The organism is Variovorax dokdonensis (assembly GCF_030316895.1).
GTDB classification, from domain to species: domain Bacteria; phylum Pseudomonadota; class Gammaproteobacteria; order Burkholderiales; family Burkholderiaceae_C; genus Variovorax; species Variovorax dokdonensis.
Genome location: NZ_JASZYV010000003.1, coordinates 368,791 through 392,284, shown reverse-complemented (window position 1 = coordinate 392,284; position 23,494 = coordinate 368,791). Strand labels below are relative to the sequence as shown.

Sequence of the window (23,494 nt, the reverse complement as noted above, 5' to 3'; positions counted from 1 at the left end):
TCCGATCCTCTTTCAGATCGGGCGGCGGTCCTCAAAATACGTGTTATCACGAATCGGGTCGGACCCGAGGCGAGGAAGCCGCAGCACGGCGCGCAAGCCGCCGTGCATGCCGTCGATCGACGGGGCGTCTTCGAGCACCACATCGCCGCCCATGCGCCTCGCGTAGGCCCGTGCGATGGCCAGTCCCAGGCCCGCGCCGCCGCCCTTGGCCGTGCCCGCGGTGGTGCCGTGCTGGAAGCGCTCGAACACGGCGCTGCGGCGCTCGGGCTCGATGCCAGGGCCGGTGTCGCTCACTTCGGCCACGACCATGTCGTCCTGCAGCGTCACCGATACGGTGATGCGTCCTCGTCGAGGCGTGTAGCGGATCGCGTTGTGCACCAGGTTCGACAGCAGCTCGTGCAACTGCGCGGGGTCGGCTCTGACGGGCGCGACATCGTGCTCCTCGGCGTCCGCATCGAGGTCGGCGGGCTCGCCAGCGTCCGTGTCCGCATCCGCGTCCTGTGCGTCGGCGGCGGCCTCGCCGCGTGCGTCCACCCATCCCAGGTCCTGCTGTTTTTCCAGGGCCAGCGGCAGGTGCTGCAGGACCACTTCGCGCGCCACGGCATTGAGGTCGGCATGACCACTCGCGGGGGCGGCGGCTGCGGGCAGTTCGGTGGCGTGCGCCAGGGCCAGCAGTTGCTCGCTCAGGCGCCTTGCGCGTCCGAGCTGCTGCAAGATGGCTTGCAGGGTTTCGCGCTGCGGTGCGGTGTCCGGCTCGCGCAGCGCATAGCCGACCTGGGTCGACATGATGGCCAGGGGCGTGCGCAACTGGTGCGAGGCATCGGCCAGGAAGCTCGATTGCGCGGCCAGGAGCCGGCTCTGGCTCTCGATGTGCTGGTTGACGGCCTCCACGAGCGGCATCACCTCGCGCGGCACGCCGCGCGTGTCCAGCGGTGCCAGCTCGCCAGGGCGGCGCCCTGCCAGCGCGCGGCGCAGGCGCTCCAGCGGCCGAAGCGACAGCCACACGCCAAGCCACACCACCAGCACCATCAGCAGCACGAGGCGGGTGTCGTTCCACAGGGCCTTTTGCCAGGAGTCGGCCAGCGCCTGCTCGCGCAGACTGCTGCTTTCGGCGGCCTGGATCAGCAGCTCCTGCCGCGCGCCCGACGGCAGATCGAAGGGCTGGCGCAGTGCGGCGATGCGCACCGGATAGTCCCGGTAGCGGGCGTCGTAGAACACCGGGACGCCGGGTTCGGAAGCAGGCGGCGCCGGCAGGTCGTCGACGCCCATCAGCGTGCGCTCCGGCCCGTCCGGCAAGGCGCGCAGGCTCACGTGCAGGTGCTTGTGGCGCGACCGGGTGGATTCGAACATCGCCTGCACCGAGAACGCCGGCGCGAGCAGGGGCTCGCCCTTGTCATCGGGCGTGATGCTTTCGGCCAGTGCCTGGATGGGTTCGAGCAGCACCTGGTCGTAGGCGTCCGACGTCACCTGCGAGATGGTGCGGTAGTCGTTCCAGGCGTCCAGCGCCAGCAGCGCGACGAGGACCGGCAGCAGCAGCGCCAGCAGCAACGCCCGGATGCCCAGGCGCCTGCGGTCGGTCATGCCTGCGGACCGTGCCGGTCAGGCATGGTCGGTGTCGGAGGCGGGCGAATCCGTGGGCGCTTCGCCGGCCGTCGCGTCGGCATCGGGGGCCGCGCCGAGTTCGAGCATGTAGCCCAGGCCGCGCACGGTGGTGATGCGCACGTCGCTGCCGGCCAGCTTGCGGCGAAGGCGGTGCAGCACCAGTTCGATGGCGGCCGGGCCGACGTCGCGGTCGTGCGGGAACACCTTGCCGGCCAGGCGCTGCTTGCCCACCGGCATGCCGCTGCCCATCAGCAAGGCGGTCAGGGCGGCATGCTCGCGTGGCGTGAGGGCCAGCAGCTGGTCGGCGAGCATGAAGGCGCGGCTGGCGCTGTCGTAGCTGAGCGAGCCGAGCTGAACGCGCGGCGTGGCCACGCCACGGCTGCGTCGAACCAGGGCCGTCAGGCGCGCTTCGACTTCCTCGATCGCGAATGGCTTTGTCAGGAAATCATCGGCACCCAGGTTGAGGCCGCGCACGCGGTCCTGCAGGGCACCTTCGGCCGTCAACACCAGCACTGGCGTGCGATCGCCGCCATCGCGCATGCGCGACAACACGGTCAGGCCGTGGCGATCGGGCAGGCGCAGGTCGAGCAGGATCGCGTCGTATTCGTTCGCCGCGAGCAGCGCGTCGGCGGTGGCTGCGTCCGGCGCGTGGTCGGGCACGAAGCCGCTTTGCTTGAGGGCGCGCGCGAGCCAGGCGGCGAGTTCGGCTTCGTCTTCGACCAGGAGAATGCGCATGGGACTGTGGGCAAGAGGCACATGGGCCCGCCCGCTGGAGGCATGCGCAGGCCGGACCCGAAGTCCGCGTTATACGCGAGCCGGGCAGGCATGGCTTTCATTGCGCTTTCGCTGGGCAAATCGCGCCGTGCGCGCCTGTGGCGCGCTGCGGCGCCATCAGGCCGCGACCTGCTTGGGCGCTTCGACCGGCGGCGTTCCTTCCTTGAACGAGGCGCTGATCTGCTGGCGCAGTTCCGGCGAGTCGGTGTGGCCGTGCACGGCCACGGCATGCTGCACCGCCGCCTCCAGCAACTCCTGTGCGTTGTCGGCCGCGATGGCCACGCTGCAGTTCTTCTCGCTCGGGAAGGCACGGCAGTCGATGTATTGGCGAGTCATGTGCTTCTCCTTGTCGTCCACGGATCAGGGACGTGCTTCGTAGACCAGGTTGAACGGCGTCTGGGTGGCACGTCGGAAGTGCGAGAAGCCGCCTTGCATCGCCACTTCCCTCGTGCGCGCTTCGCCGGCTTGTGCACCCAGGCAGGCCGCGCCCTTCTGTGCGCGGGACGCGGGCGTGCAGATGAAGGTGGATGCGGAAAAGAACACTCGGCCGACCGGATTGAGGTTGTCTTCGAGGCGGTCGTTGGCGAAGGGCTCGACCAGCAGCCAGCAGCCGTCCGGCCTGAGACTGGACCTGACGTGCCTGGCAGCGCCGGCGGGGTCGCCCATGTCGTGCAGGCAATCGAAGAAGGCCACCATGTCGTAGTCCTTGCCCGGAAAGTCCTGGGCGCTGGCCACCTCGAAGCGCACGCGGTCCTGAGCGACGCCGGCTTCGGCCGCCCGCGCTCTTGCCTGCTCGATGGAGGGTTCGTGGTAGTCGTAGCCAACGAAGCTCGAGTTGGGGTACGCCTGTGCCATGAGCAGGGTGGACGACCCGTGGCCGCAGCCCACGTCCGCGACGCTCGCGCCTTTCGTCAGGCGTTCGGACATGCCTTCGAGCGCCGGAATCCACTGCGACACGAGATTGGCGGCATAGCCGGGACGGAAGAAGCGCTCGGTGCCATGGAAGAGGGCGCTGTCGTGTTCGTGCCAGCCCAGGCCCAGCCCGGTGCGCATGGCCTGCATCATCTTCGGGATGGTCTTGAACTGGTCCACGGCGATCTGGAATGCGCCCGGGATGAAGGCGGGACTGCCTTCCTCGGCCAGTGCAAAGGACTGCTCCTCGCTCAAGGAGAACTGTTGGCTGTCGGCGTCGTAACCGACGTAACCGCTGGCTGCCTGAGCACACAGCCATTCGCGCAGGTAGCGCGAATCGACTTCGGCCCTTCGCGCCAGTTCCTCTACCGTGGCAGGGCCTTTCGCCAGCGCCTTGTACAGGCCGAGCTGGTCGCCCACGACCACCGTGGCCGCATGCATCACGGCGCCGATGTCGTGCACGAATTCGCCCATGAAAGCATTGAGCTTGTCTTCCGAGATGGCCATGGCAATTCCCCCGCAAAGAAGTGGCGGCGCAGGCGGCTGGTGCCTATACTGAAAAAGTTGGCATCGGTGCGCCACGGGATCGTCCCTTCGCGGCAAGCCAAAGCCAATACGCAGCCTTGCGTACGCGCGGCACGCGACAAGCCGCGCAGGGACGTGCCGGTACCTGGGCGGTGCGATGAACCACCTCACGCGAAGCGACTATGCAAAGGCGCTGGTCGTGCTGGGCCAGCTGGAGTCGGCCTGCGCCGACTTGCCGACCTTCGTCCAGGCGGTGATGCAGGCGTTGAGCGATTTCGTCCCCTGTGAATGGGCGGCCGTCTCGGTGTGCAGTCTGGGAAAGGTTCAGCGGGCGCTCGCATGTCTGCCGGACCTGCGCAACGAGGTGCGTGTGCCCGACGCCGGCCCCCGAGGGGGCGGGGTGGACAGGTCCGTCGCCGTTCCGCTTTTCGCGGGGCAGCGCACGGTGGTCAGCGTGGTCCTGACCCGTCGAGGCGCGGACTTCGGGCCGCGCGACCGCGAGCGCCTGGAACTGCTGCGGCCGCATCTGGCCTTCCTTTACGGCAGGGCCGCCCGTTCCCGCCAAGGCGCTGCGCACAGCGGGCAAGCCCAGGCGAATGCGCCGATGGACGCTGCCGGGCCCCAGTGGCCCGCCGGCCTGACCGCACGCGAGGCCGATGTCATGCGCTGGCTCATGGCGGGCAAGACCGACGCCGAGATCGGTGCGCTGCTGTCCATCAGCGCGCGGACGGTGCAAAAGCACCTGGAACACGTCTACATCAAGCTTGGCGTGGAAACGCGCACCGCCGCGGTCATGCGCGCATTGGGCAATGGCCGTGCGGCCGCCGCGGTGCTGCCCCAAACCTATAATGGAACGTTCGGCTCGGTCGAGTCGACTCCAATCAAATCAAGCACTTAGCCAGTAGTTCTGGAAGCCCTCGCATGAGCAGCAGCCCCACGTTCACCGTCGCCGAAATCCGCAAGACCTTTCTCGACTTCTTCGCCTCCAAGGGCCACACGGTGGTGGCGTCCAGCCCGCTGGTGCCGGGCAACGACCCGACGCTGATGTTCACCAACTCGGGCATGGTGCAGTTCAAGGACGTGTTCCTGGGCACCGACAAGCGCCCCTACGTTCGCGCCGCTTCGGTCCAGGCCTGCCTGCGCGCCGGTGGCAAGCACAACGATCTGGAGAATGTGGGCTACACCGCGCGGCACCACACCTTCTTCGAGATGCTGGGCAACTGGAGCTTCGGCGACTACTTCAAGCGCGAATCGCTCAAGTGGGCGTGGGAACTGCTCACCCAGGTCTACAAGCTGCCGCCCGAGCGCCTGCTGGCCACCGTCTACCAGGAAGACGACGAGGCCTACGACATCTGGACCAAGGAGATCGGCCTGCCGCCCGAGCGCGTGATCCGCATCGGCGACAACAAGGGCGGCCGCTACAAGAGCGACAACTTCTGGATGATGGCGGACACCGGCCCCTGCGGCCCGTGCAGCGAGATCTTCTACGACCACGGCCCCGAGATCCCGGGCGGCCCGCCCGGCAGCCCCGATGAAGACGGCGACCGCTTCATCGAAATCTGGAACAACGTGTTCATGCAGTTCGACATGGCCGAGGACGGCTCGGTCAAGCGGCTGCCCGCGCCCTGCGTCGACACCGGCATGGGCCTGGAGCGCCTGGCGGCCATCCTGCAGCACGTGCACAGCAACTACGAGATCGACCTGTTCGACGCCCTGGTGAAGGCCGCCGCGCGCGAGACCGGCACCTCCGACCTGAGCAACGGCAGCCTGCGCGTGATCGCCGACCACATCCGCGCCACCTCGTTCCTGGTGACCGACGGCGTCGTGCCGAGCAACGAAGGCCGCGGCTACGTGCAGCGCCGCATCGTGCGCCGCGCCATCCGCCACGGCTACAAGCTCGGTTGCAAGAAGCCCTTCTTCCACAAACTGGTGAAGGACTTGGTCGCGCTCATGGGCGACGCCTATCCCAAGCTGGTGGCCGACCAGCAGCGCATCACCGACGTGCTCAAGGCCGAGGAAGAGCGATTCTTCGAGACCCTGGCCAACGGCATGGAGATTCTGGACACCACCCTGGCCGGCGATGCCAAGACGCTGCCGGGCGATGTGGCCTTCAAGTTGCACGACACCTATGGCTTCCCGCTCGACCTGACGCAGGACGTCTGCCGCGAGCGCGGCCTGCAGGTCGACGTGGCCGGCTTCGACGCCGCCATGGAGCGCCAGAAGGCCGCCGGCCGCGCGGCCGGCAAGTTCAAGATGGATCGCGCCGTGGAATACGGCGGCGCCGCCAACACCTTCACCGGCTACGAGCACCTGAGCGAAGACGCGACGGTGCTCGCCCTCTATCACGAAGGCACGGCCGTGCAGCAATTGACCGAGGGCCAGGGCGGCATCGTCGTGCTCGACACCACGCCCTTCTATTCCGAGAGCGGCGGCCAGGTGGGTGATGCCGGCGTCATCGCGGGCGAGGGCATGCAGTTCGGCGTGGAAGACACGCAGAAGATCAAGGCCGACGTCTTCGGCCATCACGGCGTGCAGACCCAGGGCATCCTGAAGGTGGGCGACAAGGTCAAGGCCAGCGTGGACGCCGCGCGCCGCGCCGCCACCATGCGCAACCACTCGGTCACCCACCTCATGCACAAGGCGCTGCGCGAGGTGCTGGGCGAGCATGTGCAGCAGAAGGGCTCGCTGGTCGATGCCGACAAGACCCGCTTCGACTTCGCGCACAACGCGCCGATGACGGCCGAGCAGATCACCGAGATCGAGCGCCGCGTCAATGCCGAGATCCTGGCCAACGCGGCCACCGAAGCGCGCCTGATGGACATCGAATCGGCGCAGAAGACCGGCGCCATGATGCTCTTCGGCGAGAAGTACGGCGACACGGTCCGCGTGCTGGACATCGGCACCAGCCGCGAGCTGTGCGGCGGCACGCACGTTTCGCGCACTGGCGACATCGGCCTGTTCAAGATCGTGAGCGAAGGCGGCGTGGCCGCCGGCGTGCGCCGCCTGGAGGCCATCACCGGCGCCAACGCGCTGGCCTACGTCCAGCAGCTCGAATCCACGGTGCAGCGGGCAGCCGCGACGCTGAAGGCGCCCAGCGCAGAACTTCAACCGCGCCTGGCGCAGGTGCTCGAACAAGTGCGCGCGCTGGAGCGCGAAGTCGGCGCCCTCAAGGGCAAGCTGGCTTCGTCGCAAGGCAACGACCTGGCCGGCCAGGCGGTCGACATCAAGGGCATCAAGGTGCTGGCTGCCCGACTGGACGGCGCGGACGCCAAGACGCTGCGCGACACGCTCGACCAACTGAAGAACAAGCTCAAGTCCGCCGCCATCGTGCTGGCGGCTGTCGACGGCGCCAAGGTGCAGTTGGCCGCCGGCGCCACGGCCGACGTGATGGGCAAGGTGAAGGCGGGCGAGCTCGTCAACTTCGTCGCCCAGCAGGTGGGCGGCAAGGGCGGCGGCAAGCCCGACATGGCCATGGCCGGCGGCAGCGACGCAGCCGCACTGCCCAAGGCGCTCGAATCGGTGGCGGGCTGGGTCGCAGAACGCGCATGAGCCTGCCTGGCGGCACCGGCTCCGCATCCGGCGCCGCCATTCCCGGCGAAGTGCTGGTGATGGGCGCCGGCACCATCGGCTGCTACCTCGGCGGCTGCCTCGCGGCCGCCGGCATTCCGGTCACCCTGGTAGGCCGGCCCCGCACGCTCAACGCGCTGGCGGAGCATGGCCTGACCGTGACCGACCTCGACGGCGCGAAGCGCCACGTGCCTTTCGGCCAAGTGCGGCTGGCGACACAGGTGCCCCAAGGCGCAAGACCCGCGCTGGTGCTGCTGTGCGTCAAGAGCGGGGGCACGGCCGAGGCGGCTGCGCAACTGGCGGCGGCGCTGCCGGCGGGCACCCCCGTCATCTCCATGCAGAACGGCATCAGCAATGCCCAACTGGCCCAGCAGGTGGCGCCGGAGTTGATCCTGTTGCCGGGCATGGTGCCCTACAACGTGGCCGAGATCGCACCGGGCGTGTATCACCGCGGCACAGCGGGACGGCTGGTGGCGAAGTCGCATTCCGCCGTCGATGCATGGCCGGCTGTCTTCGATCGCGCCGGCGTGCCGCTCGACGTGTTGCCCGACGTGCTGTCCATCCAGTGGGGCAAGCTGCTGCTCAACCTGAACAACCCGGTCAATGCGCTGTCGGGCCTGCCGCTGCGTGCCGAGTTGATGGAGCGTGGCTACCGCCGATGTTTCGCAGCCTTGATGGAAGAAGCCCTGTCCGTCATGGCCAGCGCCGGCATCACGCCTGCGCCCGTGGCGGCGTTGCCCTGGCGCAAGCTGATCATGGTGCTGCGCCTGCCCACGCCGCTGTTCCGTCTGGTGGCTGCGCGCATGCTGCGCATCGACGCCAAGGCGCGTTCGAGCATGGCCGACGATCTTGCGCTCGGGCGCCGCACCGAGGTCGACGCGCTGAGCGGCGAGGTGGTCCGGCTGGCACAGGCACACGGCACGCACGCGCCGCGCAACGCCAAGATGGTCGAACTGCTGGATGTGTGGCCCGACAAGCCGACATCGCTCACGCCATCGGCCATGGTCCGGGCGCTGGGCGTCTAGCCACAACAGCATTCGCGGCCACCATGCGGCTCGACGACACCCTGCGACTGCTCATTGCCGAACGCCTGGGGCGTTTCGAGGTGCTGAGCCTCAGTGCCCCGGGACTTCGCCGCGCGGCGGTGGCCGTGGCGCTGATCGAGGAGGGCGAAGGCGCCATGCTCCCCGGAATCGCCTCGCCAAATGGATGGAGCCCAGACGCAGCGCTGCTGTTGACTCGCCGCTCCTCCCAGCTTCGAAACCACGCCGGGCAATGGGCCATGCCGGGTGGCCGCATCGACGGTGACGAAACGCCCGAACAGGCCGCGTTGCGCGAGCTGGAAGAGGAGGTGGGCCTGCGGCTGGAAGCAGACGCCGTTCTCGGCCGGCTGGACGACTTCGTCACGCGCTCCGGTTTCGCCATCACGCCCGTCGTGGTCTGGGCCGGTGCGGCGCGTGACCTGGTGCGCAGCGAAGCCGAGGTCGAGAGCATCCATCGCATACCGATGACCGAGTTCATGCGGGCCGATGCGCCGTGGCTCGACGCGATCGAAGACAGCGACCAGCCCGTCCTGCGCATGCCCGTCGGCCACAGCTGGATTGCCGCACCGACGGCGGCGTTCATCTATCAGTTTCGCGAGGTGTGCATCGCGGACAGGGCGACACGCGTCGCGCATTTCGAGCAGCCGTTGTTTGCGCGTCGCTGAGCAAGCTGTCAGCTGCGCTCTGGCGCGGCATCGACGTTCGTTTCGCCAAAGCGGCCATGCCGCCCGGCGCCCTGGGCGAAACGGGCTGCGCCGCTTGCGCCTTCGGCCTCGACGATCGGCACACCCAGGCGCCCCTCCTGGCGCAGGGCCTGTTCAAGCGGCAAGTCCCACTGCGCATAGGCCGAGTGACGATCGGCGCGCATGCACATCTGCGGGAACTGCGAGATCTGCAGCGCCAGTTCCTCGGCGGCGATTCGCGCCTGGCCGTCGGGCACGAGCCGGTTGGCCAGCCCCATCTGCAACGCCTCGGAGGCGTCCACCGCGCGGCCGGTGAGGATCATGTCCAGGGCGCGCCCCATGCCGACCACGCGTGGCAGGCGCACCGTGCCGCCGTCGATCAGCGGCACGCCCCATCGGCGGCAGAACACGCCGAACACGGCCGATTGCTCGGCCACGCGCATGTCGGCCAGCAAGGCCAGCTCCAGGCCGCCGGCCACCGCGTGACCGGCTACGGCAGCGATCAACGGCTTGGACAGGGCCATGCGGCTCACGCCCATTGGACCGGGGCCACCGCCTTCCGGATCGAGTTCGTTGCGGCGCGCCGGATCGTTAACGGCGCGCAGATCGGCACCGGCACAGAAGGTGCCGTGCTCACCCCACAGCACGGCCGCGCGCAGATCGGCATTCGCTTCGAATGCCGCAAAGGCTTCATGCAGTGCCTCGGCGGTCGGCCGGTCGACGGCGTTGCGTTGCTGCGGGCGGCTCAGGATGATCGTGGCCACGGGGCCATGCACTTCGGTGCGGACGCTGGGGGGGCTCATCGGGAACACTCCTGTCGGATGGTCGAACCGCGCGCATGATCCACCACCTTGCGGGAATGCTCAACGCAGGCGCCTGGCCCTGGAAGCTTGCATCCTGCAAAGCATCGGCCCATATTGCGGCTCATGATCGCCCCACGCCGCGCGCACCTGCTGGCCGCCTTGCGGGCATGGCTTTGCCTTCTGATGCTCGTGGCCAGCGCGGTGTCGGTGCCGACGCTGGCGCTGGCGCAGCCCGCCGGTGCCGAACAGCGCATCGCGCTGGTGATCGGCAATGCGCGGTATCCGAAATTTCCGTTGGCCAATCCGGAGAACGATGGGCGCCTCATTGCCACCCGCCTGCGCGGCCTGGGCTTTCAGGTGACCGAGCAATACAACCTCGGCGTGGTGCAGTTCAGGCGGACGCTGCGCGAGTTTGCAAGGCGGGTGCAGCAGGACGATGCCATCGCGGTGCTCTACTACGCTGGCCACGGCGTGCAGATCGACGGACGCAACTTCCTCCTGCCGGTGGATGTCGACTTGCGCGACCAGGAAGAAGTGAAGGACGAGTCCGTCGACATCGACGAGTTGTTCATCGGTCGCATCGACAAGGTCGGCTCCTATCCGCGCATCGTGATCCTCGATGCCTGTCGCAACAACCCGTTCGCCAAGAAGACGCGCAACATCAACGCGGCCGGCGGCCTGGCGGAAATGGGTGCGCGAGGCACGCTGATCGCCTTCGCATCGTCGCCCGGCGCTGCTGCGGAAGACGGCCCTGATGGCGGCAACAGCGTCTACTCCAAGAGCCTCGCCGAGGAAATGGTGGTGCCGGGCATCGAGGTCGAGCAGATGTTCAAGAACGTGCGGGTGCGTGTGCTGCGCGACACGCAAGGTCGACAACTGCCTTGGGTCAACACGTCGCTCACGTCGAACTTCAGCTTCAATCCGTCTGGGCGCGACACCCGCTTGGCGCTGGCTTCGCCAGCGACCTCACCCCCGTCGCCACAGGCCGTGCCGAAGGACATCGAGACGGCGATTGCGAATGCGCGCCGCGAGCGCGAGGCGGTCAATGCCGCGCCGCCTGGTTCGCAGGTGGCGCCTGCGCCCTTGCCAGTGGTGCCACCTGCGGTCCAAGCGCAGACGCTGCAGCCTCGACCACCGGCCCCCGTCGTTGCGCTGGCGGCGCCGACAGCATTGCCTGCAGCGACTTCTGAGCGCCAGTACCTGGCCCGCGACGAGTTGCAGCAGTTGCTGGTCGGCAAGTCCCACAGCTTCGAGGACGGCAGCATCCGCGACGTGCAGCAATGGGACTTGCGCGGTGGCGGGACGGTCTACTACAACAGCCTGTCGCTGGGGCGCGCGGGCACCAACGGATCGGGCCGATGGGAGTTCAAGGACGATGGCAGCCTGTGCGTCCGTTTCAATGCCGCGCCTCCGGCGCAGCCCAACCAGGCGCGCCGGCCTGAAAGTGGCTGCTGGCAGTTCTATCGCGACGGTCAGAAGCTGATGCGTGCCGCCGCCACCGGGTCGTCGGGGCTGCCGGATGTGGAGATCCGCGGACTGCGCTGATCAGAGACCTGGACCTACCATTGAACCTTCAACCCGAGGCTGGCATTCAGGCCGCCGCCGAGGTCTGTGCTGCCGCTCGTGCCCCAGAGCTTGCCCACCTCGCCGTAGACGCTCGTGCGGGCCGAGATGTGCCAGGTGGCACCGGCCGCGAGTCCGACGCTCGCGCCGCCGCTTTGCGTCACGATGGCAGTGGAGCCGCTCGGTCCGATGAAGGTCGCCATGTCGTTCCCACCGCTGGCACGGTAGTAGTTCAGCCGCGCGTAAGGCTGCAACAAACCAGCGGATGTCGCGAGCTCGCCGACCATCCTTGCGCCCAGCCTCAGCATCCAGCTGCCATCGACATCGTGGTGCACCGTCGATCCGGGGAGGTGTGCATCGTCGACGTCCATGCCTTGATAAGCCACCTGCAACTGAGGCTCCACGATCCAGCCTGGGGCGATGCCAATAGCTTGTCCCAGTTCGATCGATGCGAGGACGCTGTGTCCTCGGATGGATCCTCCGCTTCCCGTCGCGGGTTCCAGGCCCGCTCGATGGCGACCCCCTTGGAGCACTGCGTCGACGTAGGCCCCCTGCTGGTCCATCCATGTCGCGTAGGCTCCAAGGTACTCGTTGCGCAGATCGTCGGATCCCGCCGCATAGTTCCTGATGCCTCGCGCGAAGCCGTTGACATCGACCTTGCCATCGAGTTGCGCCACATAGAGACCGGCACGCAAGCCGGGCCGTGCCCATAGGTCCGTGCCTGCCTGGACGCCCCAGAGCCGGCCCTCGCTCGACGGCTCGACGGTGCCACTTTGGGCGACATGCCGATCGGTGCTGATGAAGCGGCCCCATGCCCGAGGGCCCGACGCCTGGGAGCTGCCTTCGTCACCGACGCGAAGGTGCAGGTTGCCGAGGGCGGTGAAACTGGCCTGCCGCCATTGCTCGGGCAGGGCAGCTATCAACGGAACCTCGACACGATACGTCGGCACCACGTTCTGGACCGCCCCCGTCGGCGCCGGCAGTAGTGGTGGCGGAGCATTCGAAGCAGGTGGTGGCGAATCGGGCAGCGGTTGCGATGGCTCGGGCGCCGGTGCTGGCGCGGGTGTCGGAGCGGGTGGTGGAGCGGGTGGTGGGGCAGGAGCAGGGGTGGTCGAGCGCAGGTACCAGTTCTCACCGGCCCCGCTGGCATCCGCGGCATAGAGACGGTACTCGTAAGCACCGGCGTCCACATGCCCCCCTGCGAGTGCAAAGGCGTCGCGCGTGGATTGCGCGCTGCTGGTCGCGCCGTTGACAGCGCTGACCACCTCGATCCCGTTTCCCGACGTCAATGCGCCCAAGCCACCGAGGTTGACGATCTGCAAGCTGGTGATGCCACTCGCGTTCGCAGAAGTGCCATCGAGCACCAATCGGTCACTGGCGCTCGCGTTGTCGCCCAGTGCCGTACCCAAGCGCAAGGTCCCCCCGTTGCCGATCCATGGGCCTCGGACCGTGAGTGTGGCTCCAGGCGCCGCGCCCTGAACATTGACCGTTCCGCTGTTCGTCACCGACGCCAATACCTGGCTGTGGCCGTCCAGATCGAGCGTGGCGCCCTGCGCTACCGCATGCGCCGACCCCGCGCTGAACACGTTGGGGGCCGCCGCGCGAAGCACGCCGGCGTTCAGGCTGGTCGCACCGGAATACGTGCTGCTTCCGCCCAAGGTCAGGGTGCCGGTGCCCGTCTTGAAGAGCGCTCCGCCGCCATCAATGGTGCCGCCATGGATCAGGTTGGTGGCGGGGCCCGTATCGAACGTTCCCCCTGCCGCTCCAAGCGTGATGGCACGTGCTGTCGACATGCTGGCCGTTGTTCGCAGGCTGCCCCCGTCCAGACGCAGAGGCCCGGCCGCTGCGCCCAGATTGGCATCGCTGCTGACGGCGAGGACGCCGCCATTGACGGCGGTTCCGCCCGTGTATGTGTTGGCACCGGAGAGCGTGAGCGTGCCCGTCCCGCTTTTCACCAACGAGCCGCCCGACAAGGGCGGCGGTTGCAGGCCGTTCTCATCCAGATAGGCCAGCAACTGCGGCGAGAATCCATCGGCGATCGCCCCGCTGATGGTCTCGTTGCGGTTCAGTGTTCCCAGCGTGAGCGAAGACGACCCCAGGTAGACGTTGCCCGCGCCGGACAGCGAGCCCACCGTGAGTGCGCCGTCGCCGCCATACGAAGCGTCCTTCAAGGAAAGATCAACGGACCCACCAGCGTTGTTGATGATGCTGGCCGTGTCGGCAGTGGACTGCTGCCAGAACACCGTCACGCCGCCGGCGTTGTTGGTGATCGTGGCAGCTCCTGCCGAGGACGAGCCGACGAAGCCCGTCATGCCGCCAGCGTTGTTGATGATGGTCGCCTGGCCGGCCGTGCTTGAACCATAGAACCCGACCTGCGCGCCGTTGCCGATCGTGATCACCGCATCCGCAGCGGTCGAAGCCGCTTCAAAGTTGGCAACCGCGTCGGCGAACGTCGTGGCCGCGACGCCGGTCAGGTTGATATTTGATTGCGCCGCGGTCGAAGAATCCTGAAAGATCAGAGCCGGGCCATTGTTGCCCTCGTGATTGAAGACGTTGATTCTCATCGCGCCGGCGCTGGCGCTCCCCTGGAAGAGCAAGCCGCTGTAGTCGATGAGATCCACGCCGGCGGCAGCTGCGCCCGGCTGCCCGATGACAACGGTGGCGAAGCCACCCACCAGGGCCTGCGTCGGTGCAACGGGGACGGCGGCAGTGCTCCAGTTCGCTGGATCGAACCAGTCGCCATAGGCCGTCGAACCGGTCCACGTCGCGGTCTGGCCAAGGCTCGCGGACGTCTGGCACAGGCCGACGCATCCGATGGCCAAGGCGAAAGGGCTGTATCGGGGTCGCAGCCGCTCGCTCAATCGCCGGTGCCACAACTTCGTGCGGGGCGGGGGCATGTTCAGCTCCTGCTGGTTGACTTTGGCGTTCGCTGTCTTGGGCGATCTCGGCCACTGCTCGACGAAAGCATTCAGAAGCCGCCCATGCAAGCTCACCGGTCCTTGCTCGCCAAAGCCCAAGTGCCTATGGAACCGATTTGCGTGGCTGCCGCCCGATGTTCCACGTTGGCGCGAAGATCCAGCCAGGCAAGAGGCATCCAGAGAAAGACGACCCTCGGATACCGCCTCATTTGTCCGAGCGAATCTTGACCTGCGAAGGGGCGCCACTGCCGTGCAGGTCGCCCTTGGTGCTTTGCACACGCGCAGCACCTTTGCGCCGCAAGTCTTCCGCTTTGCGCGCGCTCATGCGCTCCTGGTCAGAAGAGGTTGTCCGCCCGGAAGCCTTCCAATCAAATGGACTGCTATTGGCCGGGGCACTGCTCTTGGTCATGTTCGTCTCCATTGAGCCAAGATGAAAAGTCACGGGCCCGTAGGGGGCATCCAAGGCTCGACACGTAAGAGGCAGGCCTGGGGTCTGACTACCGGGCTTCGAATCTCGGGAGAGTGAGAAGCCTGCCGCGAAAGGTGCCGGGTCGCTTCACCGCCCTGACCAGCCCCAAGCACGCCAGGAGGTTGGACATTGAAACGCTCGGGCTCATCGACGAACTGCGGCTCGCCGGAATGACTCTGTCTGAGATCTCGACGCCACTTGATGTCGGAGGCCGCCCGTGCCGCGGCGCCGGCGCTGAGCATCCCTGAGGCATTGCGGGCCGAACATCGACACTCGCCAAGCCCCAGGGTGTTCTGAACCTACTTCCCGCCAGCCGGCGCAGCAGGCTTCTTCATCTTCTGCTCGATCTCTTCGTTGATCTTCCTTTGCACTTCGTTGATGCCGAACTCGGCCGGCAACTGGCTCGGCGGGTAATCGACGTAGGTCTTCAGGTGTTCGATGGCTTTAGTCTGAGCCATCATCAGCAGGTAGACGTTCTTGGTCTGGAAGTCGTAGTACTGGTCGGACACCACGTCCGCCCGCTCATACGGGTCCATGCGCAGGTTGAACAGCTTGGGCAGGCGCAAACAAGTGAATGGGTTGGCCCAGACCTGCATGCCGCCCGGCGCCCGCTGTTCGCAGAACACGGCCTTCCAGTCGCCAAAGCGCATAGCAACCAATTCGGAGTCGTCGTTGAAGTAGAAGAACTCGTCACGCGCGCCCTTCTGAGACTTGCCGGTCAACAAGTCGAGCTGGTTGTAGCCATCGAGGTGAATCTTGCCCGTCTTCGAACCAATCGTCGCGCCCTTCAACAGCCTGTCCTTGATGTCGGTGTCGCCCGCGGCGGCCAACAGCGTGGGGAACCAGTCGAGGCCCGAGAACATCTCGTTGGTCACCTCGCCGGCCTTGACCTTGCCGGGCCAACGCACCATCGCCGGCACGCGGAAGGCGCCTTCCCAGTTGGTATCTTTCTCGCTGCGGAACGGCGTTGTCGCGGCATCGGGCCAACTGAACTGATTCGGCCCGTTGTCGGTCGTGAAGATCACGATCGTGTTGTCCGCGATCTTCAGGTCGTCGACTGCCTGCAGCAGCTTGCCGACGTTGTTGTCCATCTCGATCATGCCGTCCGCATACTCGTTGCCCGGCATGCCCGCCTGACCTCGCATCGACTCGCGCACATGGGTGAACAGGTGCATGCGGGTGAAGTTCATCCAGGTGAAGAAGGGCTTGCCAGCAGCCGTCTGCCTCTTCATGTAGTCGATCGCGGCCGAGGTGGTCTCGTCGTCGATGGTCTCCATGCGCTTGCGGGTCAGGGGGCCAGTGTCTTCCGTCTTGCCGTCGGCAAAGGTGTGCAGCACGCCGCGCGGAGAGAAGTTCTTGACGAACGGATCGTTCTTGTCCTTCGGCCAGTACGGGCGCTCGGGCTCTTCCTCGGCGTTCAGGTGGTAGAGATTGCCCAGAAATTCGTCGAAGCCGTGCTTGGTGGGCAGATATTCGTCGCGGTCTCCAAGGTGGTTCTTGCCGAACTGTCCGGTGGCATAGCCTTGGGCCTTCAGAGCCTCGGCAATGGTGACGTCACGGTCCTGCAGGCCGACCGGCGCACCCGGCACACCCACTTTGCTCAACCCGGTTCGCTTGGCAGTCTGGCCGGTAACGAACGTCGCGCGCCCAGCGGTGCAACTATTCTCGGCGTAGTAGTCGGTGAAGCGCAGGCCTTCCTTGGCGATGCGGTCGATGTTGGGCGTCTTGTAGCCGACCACGCCACCGCCGTAGGCGCTGATGTTGGTGATCCCCACGTCGTCGCCGAAGATCACAAGGATGTTGGGCTTGGACGTCTGAGGCGCTGTCGGCGAGCCCTGGCTTGGAGCCTGAGTGGTGCTTGGTTGAGCCGGGGTGGCTGCAGGAGGCTTGGCTTGGCCAAAGACCTGGGATGACCCCAAGAAGACCAAAGCGCCAGTCAGCGCTACACAGCCCATCACCTGCCAACGAGACTTGAATCGCTTCTCCATACTGCTCTCTCCTAAAAGGATTCGCTTCGACGTGAAGTGCGCAATCTAAGCGCGGCACGACATGCGCGCAACCTCAAGTTTGGTCGATGTGATGCGACGTAGGACGACGCCTACGCATGGAGATGGACTTCATATGTTCGAGGCACTGAAAGTCGCTGGCGACGCACCGAAAACTCATCCGCACCTTGCGATGGCTCCACCCCGACAGATACATTGCTCATGGTCGCCACATGGAGTCAGCCAATGGGGTTCTCGAAGCAACGACAGCAATTCGGTTGGGCAAGAGCAGCCGTCTGCATTCTCTTTGTCGCTTGTGCCTGGCAATCAGGTGCGCTGCATGCGGCGCCCGCGCAGGGGGCGGGCAAGCCGACTGCGGTCCGAGCAGAGAGCGAAAGTCCGTGGCCCTACACGGTTCGCCTGAATGCCAAGGACGTACTGCAGGTCTACCCGCCGCAGATCGACAGCTGGGATGGGCTGCAGTTGCATGGGCGCGCCGCCGTTGTTGTGAGAGAGGGCGGCGGCAAGACCGGCAAGGACAGCTCACGCGCAACCTACGGCGTGGTCGAACTCGCTGCCCGAACTTTGGTCGACAAGGGATCGCGTCGTGTTGTCCTTGACCAATACACCGTCACCAAAGCGCAGTTCCCCACCGCAGGCCGGGAAGCTCAGGCCTGGGTCGATGCGCTTCAAAAGGACGCGGCGGGCAAGCAGCGAACCATCAGCCTCGATCGACTGGAGGCGCAGGTGCAAGGCGTGCAGGTCGCCGAACGCAATGCAAGCCTGCCTTTGAAGAACGAGGCTCCTTCATTCATCTTTTCGCGCCAGGCCGCCATCCTCGTCAACATCGACGGCTTGCCGCGCTACGTGCGCGCCGAAGGTACTGCGCTGGAGCGCGTGCTCAATACCCGCGTGCTGCTTGTGCGCGATGCACAGGGCCGGCACTACCTTCACGTCTTCGATGGCTGGATGATGGCCGACGCCATCGACAGTCGTGCAGCCTGGCGGGTCGTGCCTGCAGAAACTGCCGACCTTCGCAAGCTTCGCACCGAGGCGCAGAGCAACCGCGCCGCAGATCTTCTTTCGGGCGAGACGGCGGCCACCAGCGACAAGGCAAGCGACGTGCGCCAGACGCCCCCGTCTCTCAAGAAAGGTACGCCGCCGCTCATCTATGTCGCTACCAAGCCCACGGAACTGATCGTGAGCGAGGGCGATTGGTCGTGGGCGCCGATTGCCGACACCCGGTTGTTGTACGTGAAGAACACCACGGGCAACATCTTCCGTGACAACGTCGATCAGCACATCTATCTGCTCGCATCTGGCCGCTGGTTCCGAGCACCGGACGAAGCAGGGCCTTGGAGTTTCGTCGCGGCCAACGCATTGCCAACCGACTTTTCCAGGATTCCCGATGACAGCGAGAAGGAGAACGTCAAGGCATCCATCGCCGGCACAAGTCAGGCGCGCGAGGCGGCTATCGCCACCAACGTTCCTCAAACGGCCGCCGTGCGGATGTCGCAGGCGAAGCTGCCGCCGCTGCGATTCGACGGCGGGTCGCCGCGCTGGGCACCGATTGCAGGCACTTCGCTCGAGTGGGCGCCCAACAGCTCGACGCCCCTCATTCGGGCGGCAGGAAGCTACTACGCGCTGCACGATGGCGTGTGGTTCACAGCTGCGAGCGTTCAAGGGCCATGGGAGGTCGCCACCACTGTGCCCGCCGCGATCTATGGGATCCCGCCCAGCTCGCCGATCCACTACGTCACCTACGTGCGCATCTACGGCGTCTCAGGCGACTACGTGTACGTGGGCTACACCGGCGGCTACCTGGGCGAGTACGTGGACCCTGTCAGCGGTGTTGTGGTGTATGGGACCGGCTACGTCTACGAACCCTGGGTGGACGCCAGCTGGATCGGCTGGCCCGCCACATACGGCTACGGCGCGGCAGTCACTTACACGCCATGGATCGGCTGGGCCTTTGGCTTTTGCTTCGGCTGGGCGTGGGGCGCGGTGACGTCGGCCTGGTCCTGGGGCTGGGGACCGTACCCATACTGGGGACCCTGGGCCTATGGCTGGGGCGGTTGGTGGGGCGGCGTGGCCTATGGCCCTGCAGGGGGCGCAGCGGCATGGGGGCCCGGCGGGTGGGCTGGCTTTTCGGGGCCCATCTACCGTCGCTGGGGCGACGTGGCCGGCGTCTCGCGTGTGAGCGGCGGCTTCGACGCCTGGAGTGGCAACCGCTGGGCCGGGCGCACAGGCATCGCCTACAACTCCCGCACCGGCGCCATCGCCGCTGGGCAGCGCGGCGTCGTGAGCAATGTGTATACCGGCAACTATGCAGCAGGCGCGCGTGGGGTGGCGCGCGGCCCCGACGGGGTGATCGCGGGCGGTGCGCGCGGCACCGCCGGCAACGCGATCAGCGGCGACAGCATGCACGCGAACCGCGGATTCATCTACGACCCGGCCACTGGCAAAGGAACAACCTTTTCCGCCGCTTCGGGAGACCGTGGCGCGGCGGCTCGCATCGGCGACGATGTGTATGCCGGCCATGATGGCAATGTCTACCGAAATACCGGGGACGGTTGGGAGAAGCATGGGACCGACGGTTGGCAGCCCGTGAATGGTGGCGGCGCCGCGGCGGCGGCAGGTGCGCGGCCCGAGCTGCAACAGCAACTCGACCAAGCCCGCGACGCCCGCCTGCAGGGCATCCAGCGCAACGACCAATTGCAACGCTCGAGCGTGAGCCATGGCTTCGGCGGCGGGCGAATCAGTGGAGGGAATTTCGGCGGCGGCGGCTTTCATGGCGGAGGCTTCCGGGGCGGCGGCGGTTTTCGCGGCCGGCGGTGACGGTGTGCACATCGTTCGTGCATGTTGAGTCAGCTTGGAAATCGACCATGTGGAGGAGCGCTTGCTGCAAATGACTACGCTGACCAAGGCTCGAAGACTGGCCCGCAAAGCAACCGTGCTTCTTGGGCTGTTCGCTTGCGGTACCCCGAGCCAAGCCTTCATGGAAGGCTTCATCGACCCGAGCGACGGCTATCTGGACATGTCCGACTGGCTGGTCAATCGCAAGGGCTTTCTGCCCATCCCCCTCGTCATCACCGAGCCAGCGGTGGGCTACGGGGGTGGGCTTGCGCTCATGTTCGTGCGCAACTCCCTGGGCGAAAGTGCCAAGCGGGCCAAGGAAACCGGCCACCTTACGCCGCCCGACATCTGGGTGCTTGGCGGGGCCGGAACGGAGAACGGCACGCGCGCTGTCTTCGGTGGCGGAATGGCAAGCTTCGACGAAGACCGCTGGCGCTATCGAGGCGGGGTGGGGCGCACCGACGTCAACCTCGATTTCTACGGCGCCGGCGGCCAGCTGGAAAGTGGAACGCGCAGCCTCGCCTATTCGCTGGACGGCTGGATGTCGAGCCAGCAGATCCTGCGCCGCCTGGGCGACAGTCACAGCAATACCTGGCTTGGCGCGCGCTGGATCTACCTGGACTTCAACAGCAAGGTGGATCTGGATGGGCGCCTCTCGAAGCTGCTGCCAGAAGAGGTCAGCAGAAAGAGTTCGGGGCTCGGGCTGACCCTCGAGTACGACTCGCGCGACAACATCTTTACGCCGAACAAGGGTTGGACCGGTGCGGTAGACGCCATGTTCTATGACCCCGACTGGGGCAGCAGCACGCGGTTTCAGGCCTACCGTGGCCATGTGTTTGCGTACCTTCCTATCGGCAAGGAAGTGGTGCTTGGAGGCCGAGTCGACGGCCGCGCGGCGCGTGGCCGCGTGCCGTACTACCAACTGCCCTTCATCGATCTGCGTGGCATTCCCGCGGCTCGCTATCAAGATGAAAACACCGCGGTACTGGAAACGGAACTGCGTTGGAACGTCACACCGCGGTGGGCCCTGATCGGCTTCATGGGCGCGGGGCGCGCTTGGGGGCGGCAGGAAGCTTTCGGCGACAGCACCAGCCAGGTATCGAAAGGGGTCGGGTTTCGCTACCTGCTCGCCAAGCAACTCGGGCTCTGGGTTGGGATCGACGTTGCCAAAGGTCCGGAGGAAAGCGCTTGGTACATCCAGGTGGGGAATGCCTGGCGCTAGTGAACTGCAAACCCAGGAAGCCCCTGCATCGTTCACATCCTTGCGCCAGATCAAACATTCACGCAACGGCGTCCAGTCCAATGCTTGAGAAGTGACCGAGCCATACCGAGAAATCGGACCAACGCAGGGCCTCATCATGACATTGCTGTGCCGCAGAATGGTCGGCGCGTTCGCCGCGCTGTTCCTCTCCACCACCATGGCACAGCAGGCTCCAGCGCCTGTGGGGCCTTACAAGGACTTCAAGGGGACCATCAATCTCGATGTCCGGGATTCGAAGCCTGACTGGGGGCCATTCACGCCGAAGAAAGCACCTTCAGGCGCGCCCAATATCCTGTTCGTGCTCTATGACGACACGGGCCTTGCCGCCTGGTCCCCCTACGGCGGGCGAATCAACATGCCCACGCTCCAAAAGCTGGCGGACCGGGGGCTGACCTACACGCAATGGCATACGGTTGCACTGTGCTCGCCGACACGCGCGACGCTGCTCACAGGGCGCAACCACACGTTGAACGGAATGGCCGCCATCACGGAGGCTTCCAATGGATTCCCTGGCTGGGCTGGCCGCATTCCACCGCAAGCCGCCACGCTCGCACAGGTGCTTCAGGACAACGGCTACAGCACCTTCTGGCTGGGCAAGAACCACAATGTCCCGGAGCAGGATGTCGCCGAGGGCGGAGACCGGAAGACGTGGCCGCTCGGGCAGGGCTTCGAGCGGTACTACGGGTTCATCGGCGGCGAGACCAACCAGTGGTACCCCGATCTTGTCGAAGACAACCGGTTCATCGAGCCGCCATATGGACCGGAGAACGGCTACCACCTGTCGAAGGATCTTGCCGACCAGGCGATCAAGATGATCCAGAACCAGCAGGCAACCAGCCCTACCAAGCCGTGGTTCATGTTCTACAACCCGGGCGCCAATCATGCCCCGCACCACGCCCCGAAGGAGTACATCGCCAAGTACAAGGGCAAGTTCGATGACGGTTACGAGGCCTACCGAACCTGGGTGCTGGCGCGCATGATCGAAAAGGGCGTGCTGCCCAAGGGGACCAAGCTGACGCCGATCAACCCGCTGCCGCAGTCACAGGCCAACCCGGCCGACGCCGTGCGCCCTTGGGATACGCTCAACGCCGACGAGAAGAAGTTGTTCTCGCACATGGCCGAGGTCTTCGCTGGCCTTTCCGAATACACCGACGTGCAAACGGGGCGAGTCGTCGAATACCTCGAAAAGACGGGGCAGCTTGAGAACACGGTCGTCCTCTATGCGGCCGACAACGGCACCTCTGGCGAAGGCACTCCCAATGGCTCGGTCAACGAGAACAAGTTCTTCAACGGCTATCCGGACGATCTTGCCGAGAACATGAAACTGATGGACCAACTCGGCGGTCCCGATACCTACAACCACTTTCCCACCGGATGGGCGGTTGCCTTCTCGACGCCATTCCAGATGTTCAAGCGCTATGCCCAGTACTCCGGCGGCACGGCCGACCCGCTCGTGATCTCGTGGCCCAAGGGCATCAAGGCGCGCGGAGAGATGCGCGACCAGTACCACCATTCGGTCGACATCGTGCCGACGCTGCTCGACATCGTCGGGCTGGAGATGCCCAAGACTTATCGTGGGGTCGAGCAGTTTCCGCTCTCGGGCATCTCGATGAAGTACACATTCGACGCCGCACCGAATGCGCCGACGCAGAAGAAGCGGCAGTTCTACAGCATGCTTGGTACGCGCGGAATCTGGGAGGACGGATGGCTGGCCGCGGCCGTGCATGCACCGTTCACCGGAAAAGGCAACTTCGACAAGGACCAGTGGCAGCTGTATCACGTCGATGCGGACCGCTCGGAATCCACCGACCTGGCAAAGCAGTATCCGGAGAAGCTCGCGGCGCTTCAGAAGGCGTGGGACGAAGAGGCCAGGATCAATCTGGCGCTGCCGGTGGACGACCGCACAGCCTCCGAGATCCTGCTGATCGAGCGCCCGTCGGGCGAACCCGTGCGCGACCGTTACGTCTACTACCCCGACACCGCGCCTGTCCCGGAAGGCGCAGCGGTCAGCGTGCGAAACCGCTCATACAAGATCCTGGCCAATGTGGAGATCACCGAGGCGGACGCGGGCGGGGTGATCTTTGCCCATGGGTCGCGTTTCGGCGGACATGCGCTGTTCATCAAGGATCACAAACTCTATTACGTCTACAACTTCCTTGGCATCAAGCCCGAGCAGAAGTTCGTCTCTTCGGAGGAACTGAAGCCAGGCAAGTACACCTTGGGCATGGAGTTCACACGCACCGGGGCTGGCCCGCACAAGGAATCGCTCGGCACGATGAAGCTCTACGTCAACGACAAGGTCGTCGCCCAAGGGGAGATGAAGACCCAGCCGGCCAAGTTCACCCTGTCCGGCGACGGTCTGTGCGTTGGCTACGACAGCGGCGACGCCGTCAGCGGAGAGTACAAAACCCCTGGCGCCTTCCACGGCGGCTCGATTCAGGGCGTTGCCATCACCGTCGAAAAGGCCTCGTACGAAGCGCTCGAGCTGGAAGCGCGAAGGGCGCAGTTGCGTCAGTAGGCGAGCGCGGCTCGC

16 protein-coding genes are annotated in these 23,494 nt (G+C 66.0%); 8 read left to right on the top strand and 8 right to left on the bottom strand.

Annotated features, from left to right (window positions below):
* Positions 1-12 precede the first annotated feature (12 nt).
* The 4 genes from QTH91_RS15600 to QTH91_RS15585 form a co-directional block, all read right to left on the bottom strand.
* Positions 13-1,581 (bottom strand): sensor histidine kinase, encoded by a 1,569-nt coding sequence (locus QTH91_RS15600; protein WP_286661016.1) that lies wholly within the window; start codon positions 1,579-1,581, stop codon positions 13-15.
* Between the two features lie 18 nt (positions 1,582-1,599).
* Positions 1,600-2,337, bottom strand: a complete 738-nt coding sequence (locus QTH91_RS15595; protein ID WP_286661015.1) for a response regulator — start codon at positions 2,335-2,337, stop codon at positions 1,600-1,602.
* A gap of 156 nt (positions 2,338-2,493) precedes the next feature.
* Positions 2,494-2,712 carry a DUF1059 domain-containing protein gene (locus QTH91_RS15590; protein ID WP_286661014.1) on the bottom strand — a complete coding sequence of 73 codons (219 nt, stop codon included), beginning with the start codon at positions 2,710-2,712 and terminating at the stop codon, positions 2,494-2,496.
* A gap of 24 nt (positions 2,713-2,736) precedes the next feature.
* A complete protein-coding gene (locus QTH91_RS15585; protein ID WP_286661013.1) occupies positions 2,737-3,795 on the bottom strand; it encodes a class I SAM-dependent methyltransferase in 1,059 nt (352 codons plus the stop codon).
* A 175-nt stretch (positions 3,796-3,970) separates the two neighbouring features.
* On the opposite strand from QTH91_RS15585, the gene QTH91_RS15580 reads away from it, so the two are divergent.
* From QTH91_RS15580 to QTH91_RS15565, 4 genes are read left to right on the top strand one after another with little or no spacing between them, the layout of a single operon-like run.
* On the top strand, positions 3,971-4,711 hold the full coding sequence (locus tag QTH91_RS15580; RefSeq protein ID WP_286661012.1) for a helix-turn-helix transcriptional regulator: 741 nt from the start codon (positions 3,971-3,973) through the stop codon (positions 4,709-4,711).
* Positions 4,712-4,734: 23 nt separating this feature from the next.
* Positions 4,735-7,362 carry an alanine--tRNA ligase gene (alaS, locus tag QTH91_RS15575; protein WP_286661011.1) on the top strand — a complete coding sequence of 876 codons (2,628 nt, stop codon included), beginning with the start codon at positions 4,735-4,737 and terminating at the stop codon, positions 7,360-7,362.
* The gene (locus QTH91_RS15570; RefSeq protein WP_286661010.1) at positions 7,359-8,405 is read left to right on the top strand and encodes a 2-dehydropantoate 2-reductase; all 1,047 of its coding nucleotides are present in this window, start codon (positions 7,359-7,361) and stop codon (positions 8,403-8,405) included. The genes alaS and QTH91_RS15570 overlap by 4 nt, the downstream gene beginning before the upstream one ends.
* 23 nt (positions 8,406-8,428) lie before the next feature.
* Entirely contained in the window at positions 8,429-9,088 is a 660-nt protein-coding gene (locus QTH91_RS15565; protein WP_286661009.1) for an NUDIX hydrolase, read from the top strand.
* Between the two features lie 8 nt (positions 9,089-9,096).
* Here the strand turns inward: QTH91_RS15565 and QTH91_RS15560 are convergent, their stop codons facing one another.
* Positions 9,097-9,909, bottom strand: a complete 813-nt coding sequence (locus QTH91_RS15560) for a crotonase/enoyl-CoA hydratase family protein (RefSeq protein WP_286661008.1) — start codon at positions 9,907-9,909, stop codon at positions 9,097-9,099.
* 123 nt (positions 9,910-10,032) lie between these two features.
* Here QTH91_RS15560 and QTH91_RS15555 point away from each other — a divergent pair, with 123 nt between their 5' ends.
* A complete protein-coding gene (locus QTH91_RS15555; protein WP_286661007.1) occupies positions 10,033-11,454 on the top strand; it encodes a caspase family protein in 1,422 nt (473 codons plus the stop codon).
* 14 nt (positions 11,455-11,468) lie between these two features.
* Here the strand turns inward: QTH91_RS15555 and QTH91_RS15550 are convergent, their stop codons facing one another.
* From QTH91_RS15550 to QTH91_RS15540, 3 genes are all read right to left on the bottom strand, one after another.
* Complete coding sequence (locus QTH91_RS15550; RefSeq protein WP_286661006.1) at positions 11,469-14,369, bottom strand: autotransporter family protein; 2,901 nt, start codon at positions 14,367-14,369, stop codon at positions 11,469-11,471.
* A 226-nt stretch (positions 14,370-14,595) separates the two neighbouring features.
* Complete coding sequence (locus QTH91_RS15545; protein ID WP_286661005.1) at positions 14,596-14,799, bottom strand: hypothetical protein; 204 nt, start codon at positions 14,797-14,799, stop codon at positions 14,596-14,598.
* A gap of 359 nt (positions 14,800-15,158) precedes the next feature.
* Positions 15,159-16,847 (bottom strand): arylsulfatase, encoded by a 1,689-nt coding sequence (locus QTH91_RS15540; protein WP_390367335.1) that lies wholly within the window; start codon positions 16,845-16,847, stop codon positions 15,159-15,161.
* Between the two features lie 243 nt (positions 16,848-17,090).
* Between QTH91_RS15540 and QTH91_RS15535 the strand changes: the two genes are divergently transcribed.
* The 3 genes from QTH91_RS15535 (at position 17,091) to QTH91_RS15525 (ending at position 23,479) form a co-directional block, all read left to right on the top strand.
* Positions 17,091-19,682 carry an autotransporter gene (locus QTH91_RS15535; RefSeq protein ID WP_286661004.1) on the top strand — a complete coding sequence of 864 codons (2,592 nt, stop codon included), beginning with the start codon at positions 17,091-17,093 and terminating at the stop codon, positions 19,680-19,682.
* Between the two features lie 70 nt (positions 19,683-19,752).
* On the top strand, positions 19,753-20,922 hold the full coding sequence (locus tag QTH91_RS15530) for a BamA/TamA family outer membrane protein (protein ID WP_286661003.1): 1,170 nt from the start codon (positions 19,753-19,755) through the stop codon (positions 20,920-20,922).
* Between the two features lie 136 nt (positions 20,923-21,058).
* Positions 21,059-23,479, top strand: a complete 2,421-nt coding sequence (locus tag QTH91_RS15525; RefSeq protein ID WP_286661002.1) for an arylsulfatase — start codon at positions 21,059-21,061, stop codon at positions 23,477-23,479.
* Positions 23,480-23,494 lie beyond the last annotated feature (15 nt).

Coding starts and splice junctions, on each gene's coding strand:
- QTH91_RS15600 (WP_286661016.1), bottom strand. CDS start 1,581: ATGACCGACCGCAGGCGCCTGGGCATCCGGGCGTTGCTGCTGGCGCTG.
- QTH91_RS15590 (WP_286661014.1), bottom strand. CDS start 2,712: ATGACTCGCCAATACATCGACTGCCGTGCCTTCCCGAGCGAGAAGAAC.
- QTH91_RS15595 (WP_286661015.1), bottom strand. CDS start 2,337: ATGCGCATTCTCCTGGTCGAAGACGAAGCCGAACTCGCCGCCTGGCTC.
- QTH91_RS15535 (WP_286661004.1), top strand. CDS start 17,091: ATGGGGTTCTCGAAGCAACGACAGCAATTCGGTTGGGCAAGAGCAGCC.
- QTH91_RS15525 (WP_286661002.1), top strand. CDS start 21,059: ATGACATTGCTGTGCCGCAGAATGGTCGGCGCGTTCGCCGCGCTGTTC.
- QTH91_RS15585 (WP_286661013.1), bottom strand. CDS start 3,795: ATGGCCATCTCGGAAGACAAGCTCAATGCTTTCATGGGCGAATTCGTG.
- QTH91_RS15545 (WP_286661005.1), bottom strand. CDS start 14,799: ATGACCAAGAGCAGTGCCCCGGCCAATAGCAGTCCATTTGATTGGAAG.
- QTH91_RS15540 (WP_390367335.1), bottom strand. CDS start 16,847: ATGGAGAAGCGATTCAAGTCTCGTTGGCAGGTGATGGGCTGTGTAGCG.
- QTH91_RS15555 (WP_286661007.1), top strand. CDS start 10,033: ATGATCGCCCCACGCCGCGCGCACCTGCTGGCCGCCTTGCGGGCATGG.
- QTH91_RS15550 (WP_286661006.1), bottom strand. CDS start 14,369: ATGCCCCCGCCCCGCACGAAGTTGTGGCACCGGCGATTGAGCGAGCGG.
- QTH91_RS15570 (WP_286661010.1), top strand. CDS start 7,359: ATGAGCCTGCCTGGCGGCACCGGCTCCGCATCCGGCGCCGCCATTCCC.
- QTH91_RS15560 (WP_286661008.1), bottom strand. CDS start 9,909: ATGAGCCCCCCCAGCGTCCGCACCGAAGTGCATGGCCCCGTGGCCACG.
- QTH91_RS15580 (WP_286661012.1), top strand. CDS start 3,971: ATGAACCACCTCACGCGAAGCGACTATGCAAAGGCGCTGGTCGTGCTG.
- QTH91_RS15565 (WP_286661009.1), top strand. CDS start 8,429: ATGCGGCTCGACGACACCCTGCGACTGCTCATTGCCGAACGCCTGGGG.
- QTH91_RS15530 (WP_286661003.1), top strand. CDS start 19,753: ATGACTACGCTGACCAAGGCTCGAAGACTGGCCCGCAAAGCAACCGTG.
- alaS (WP_286661011.1), top strand. CDS start 4,735: ATGAGCAGCAGCCCCACGTTCACCGTCGCCGAAATCCGCAAGACCTTT.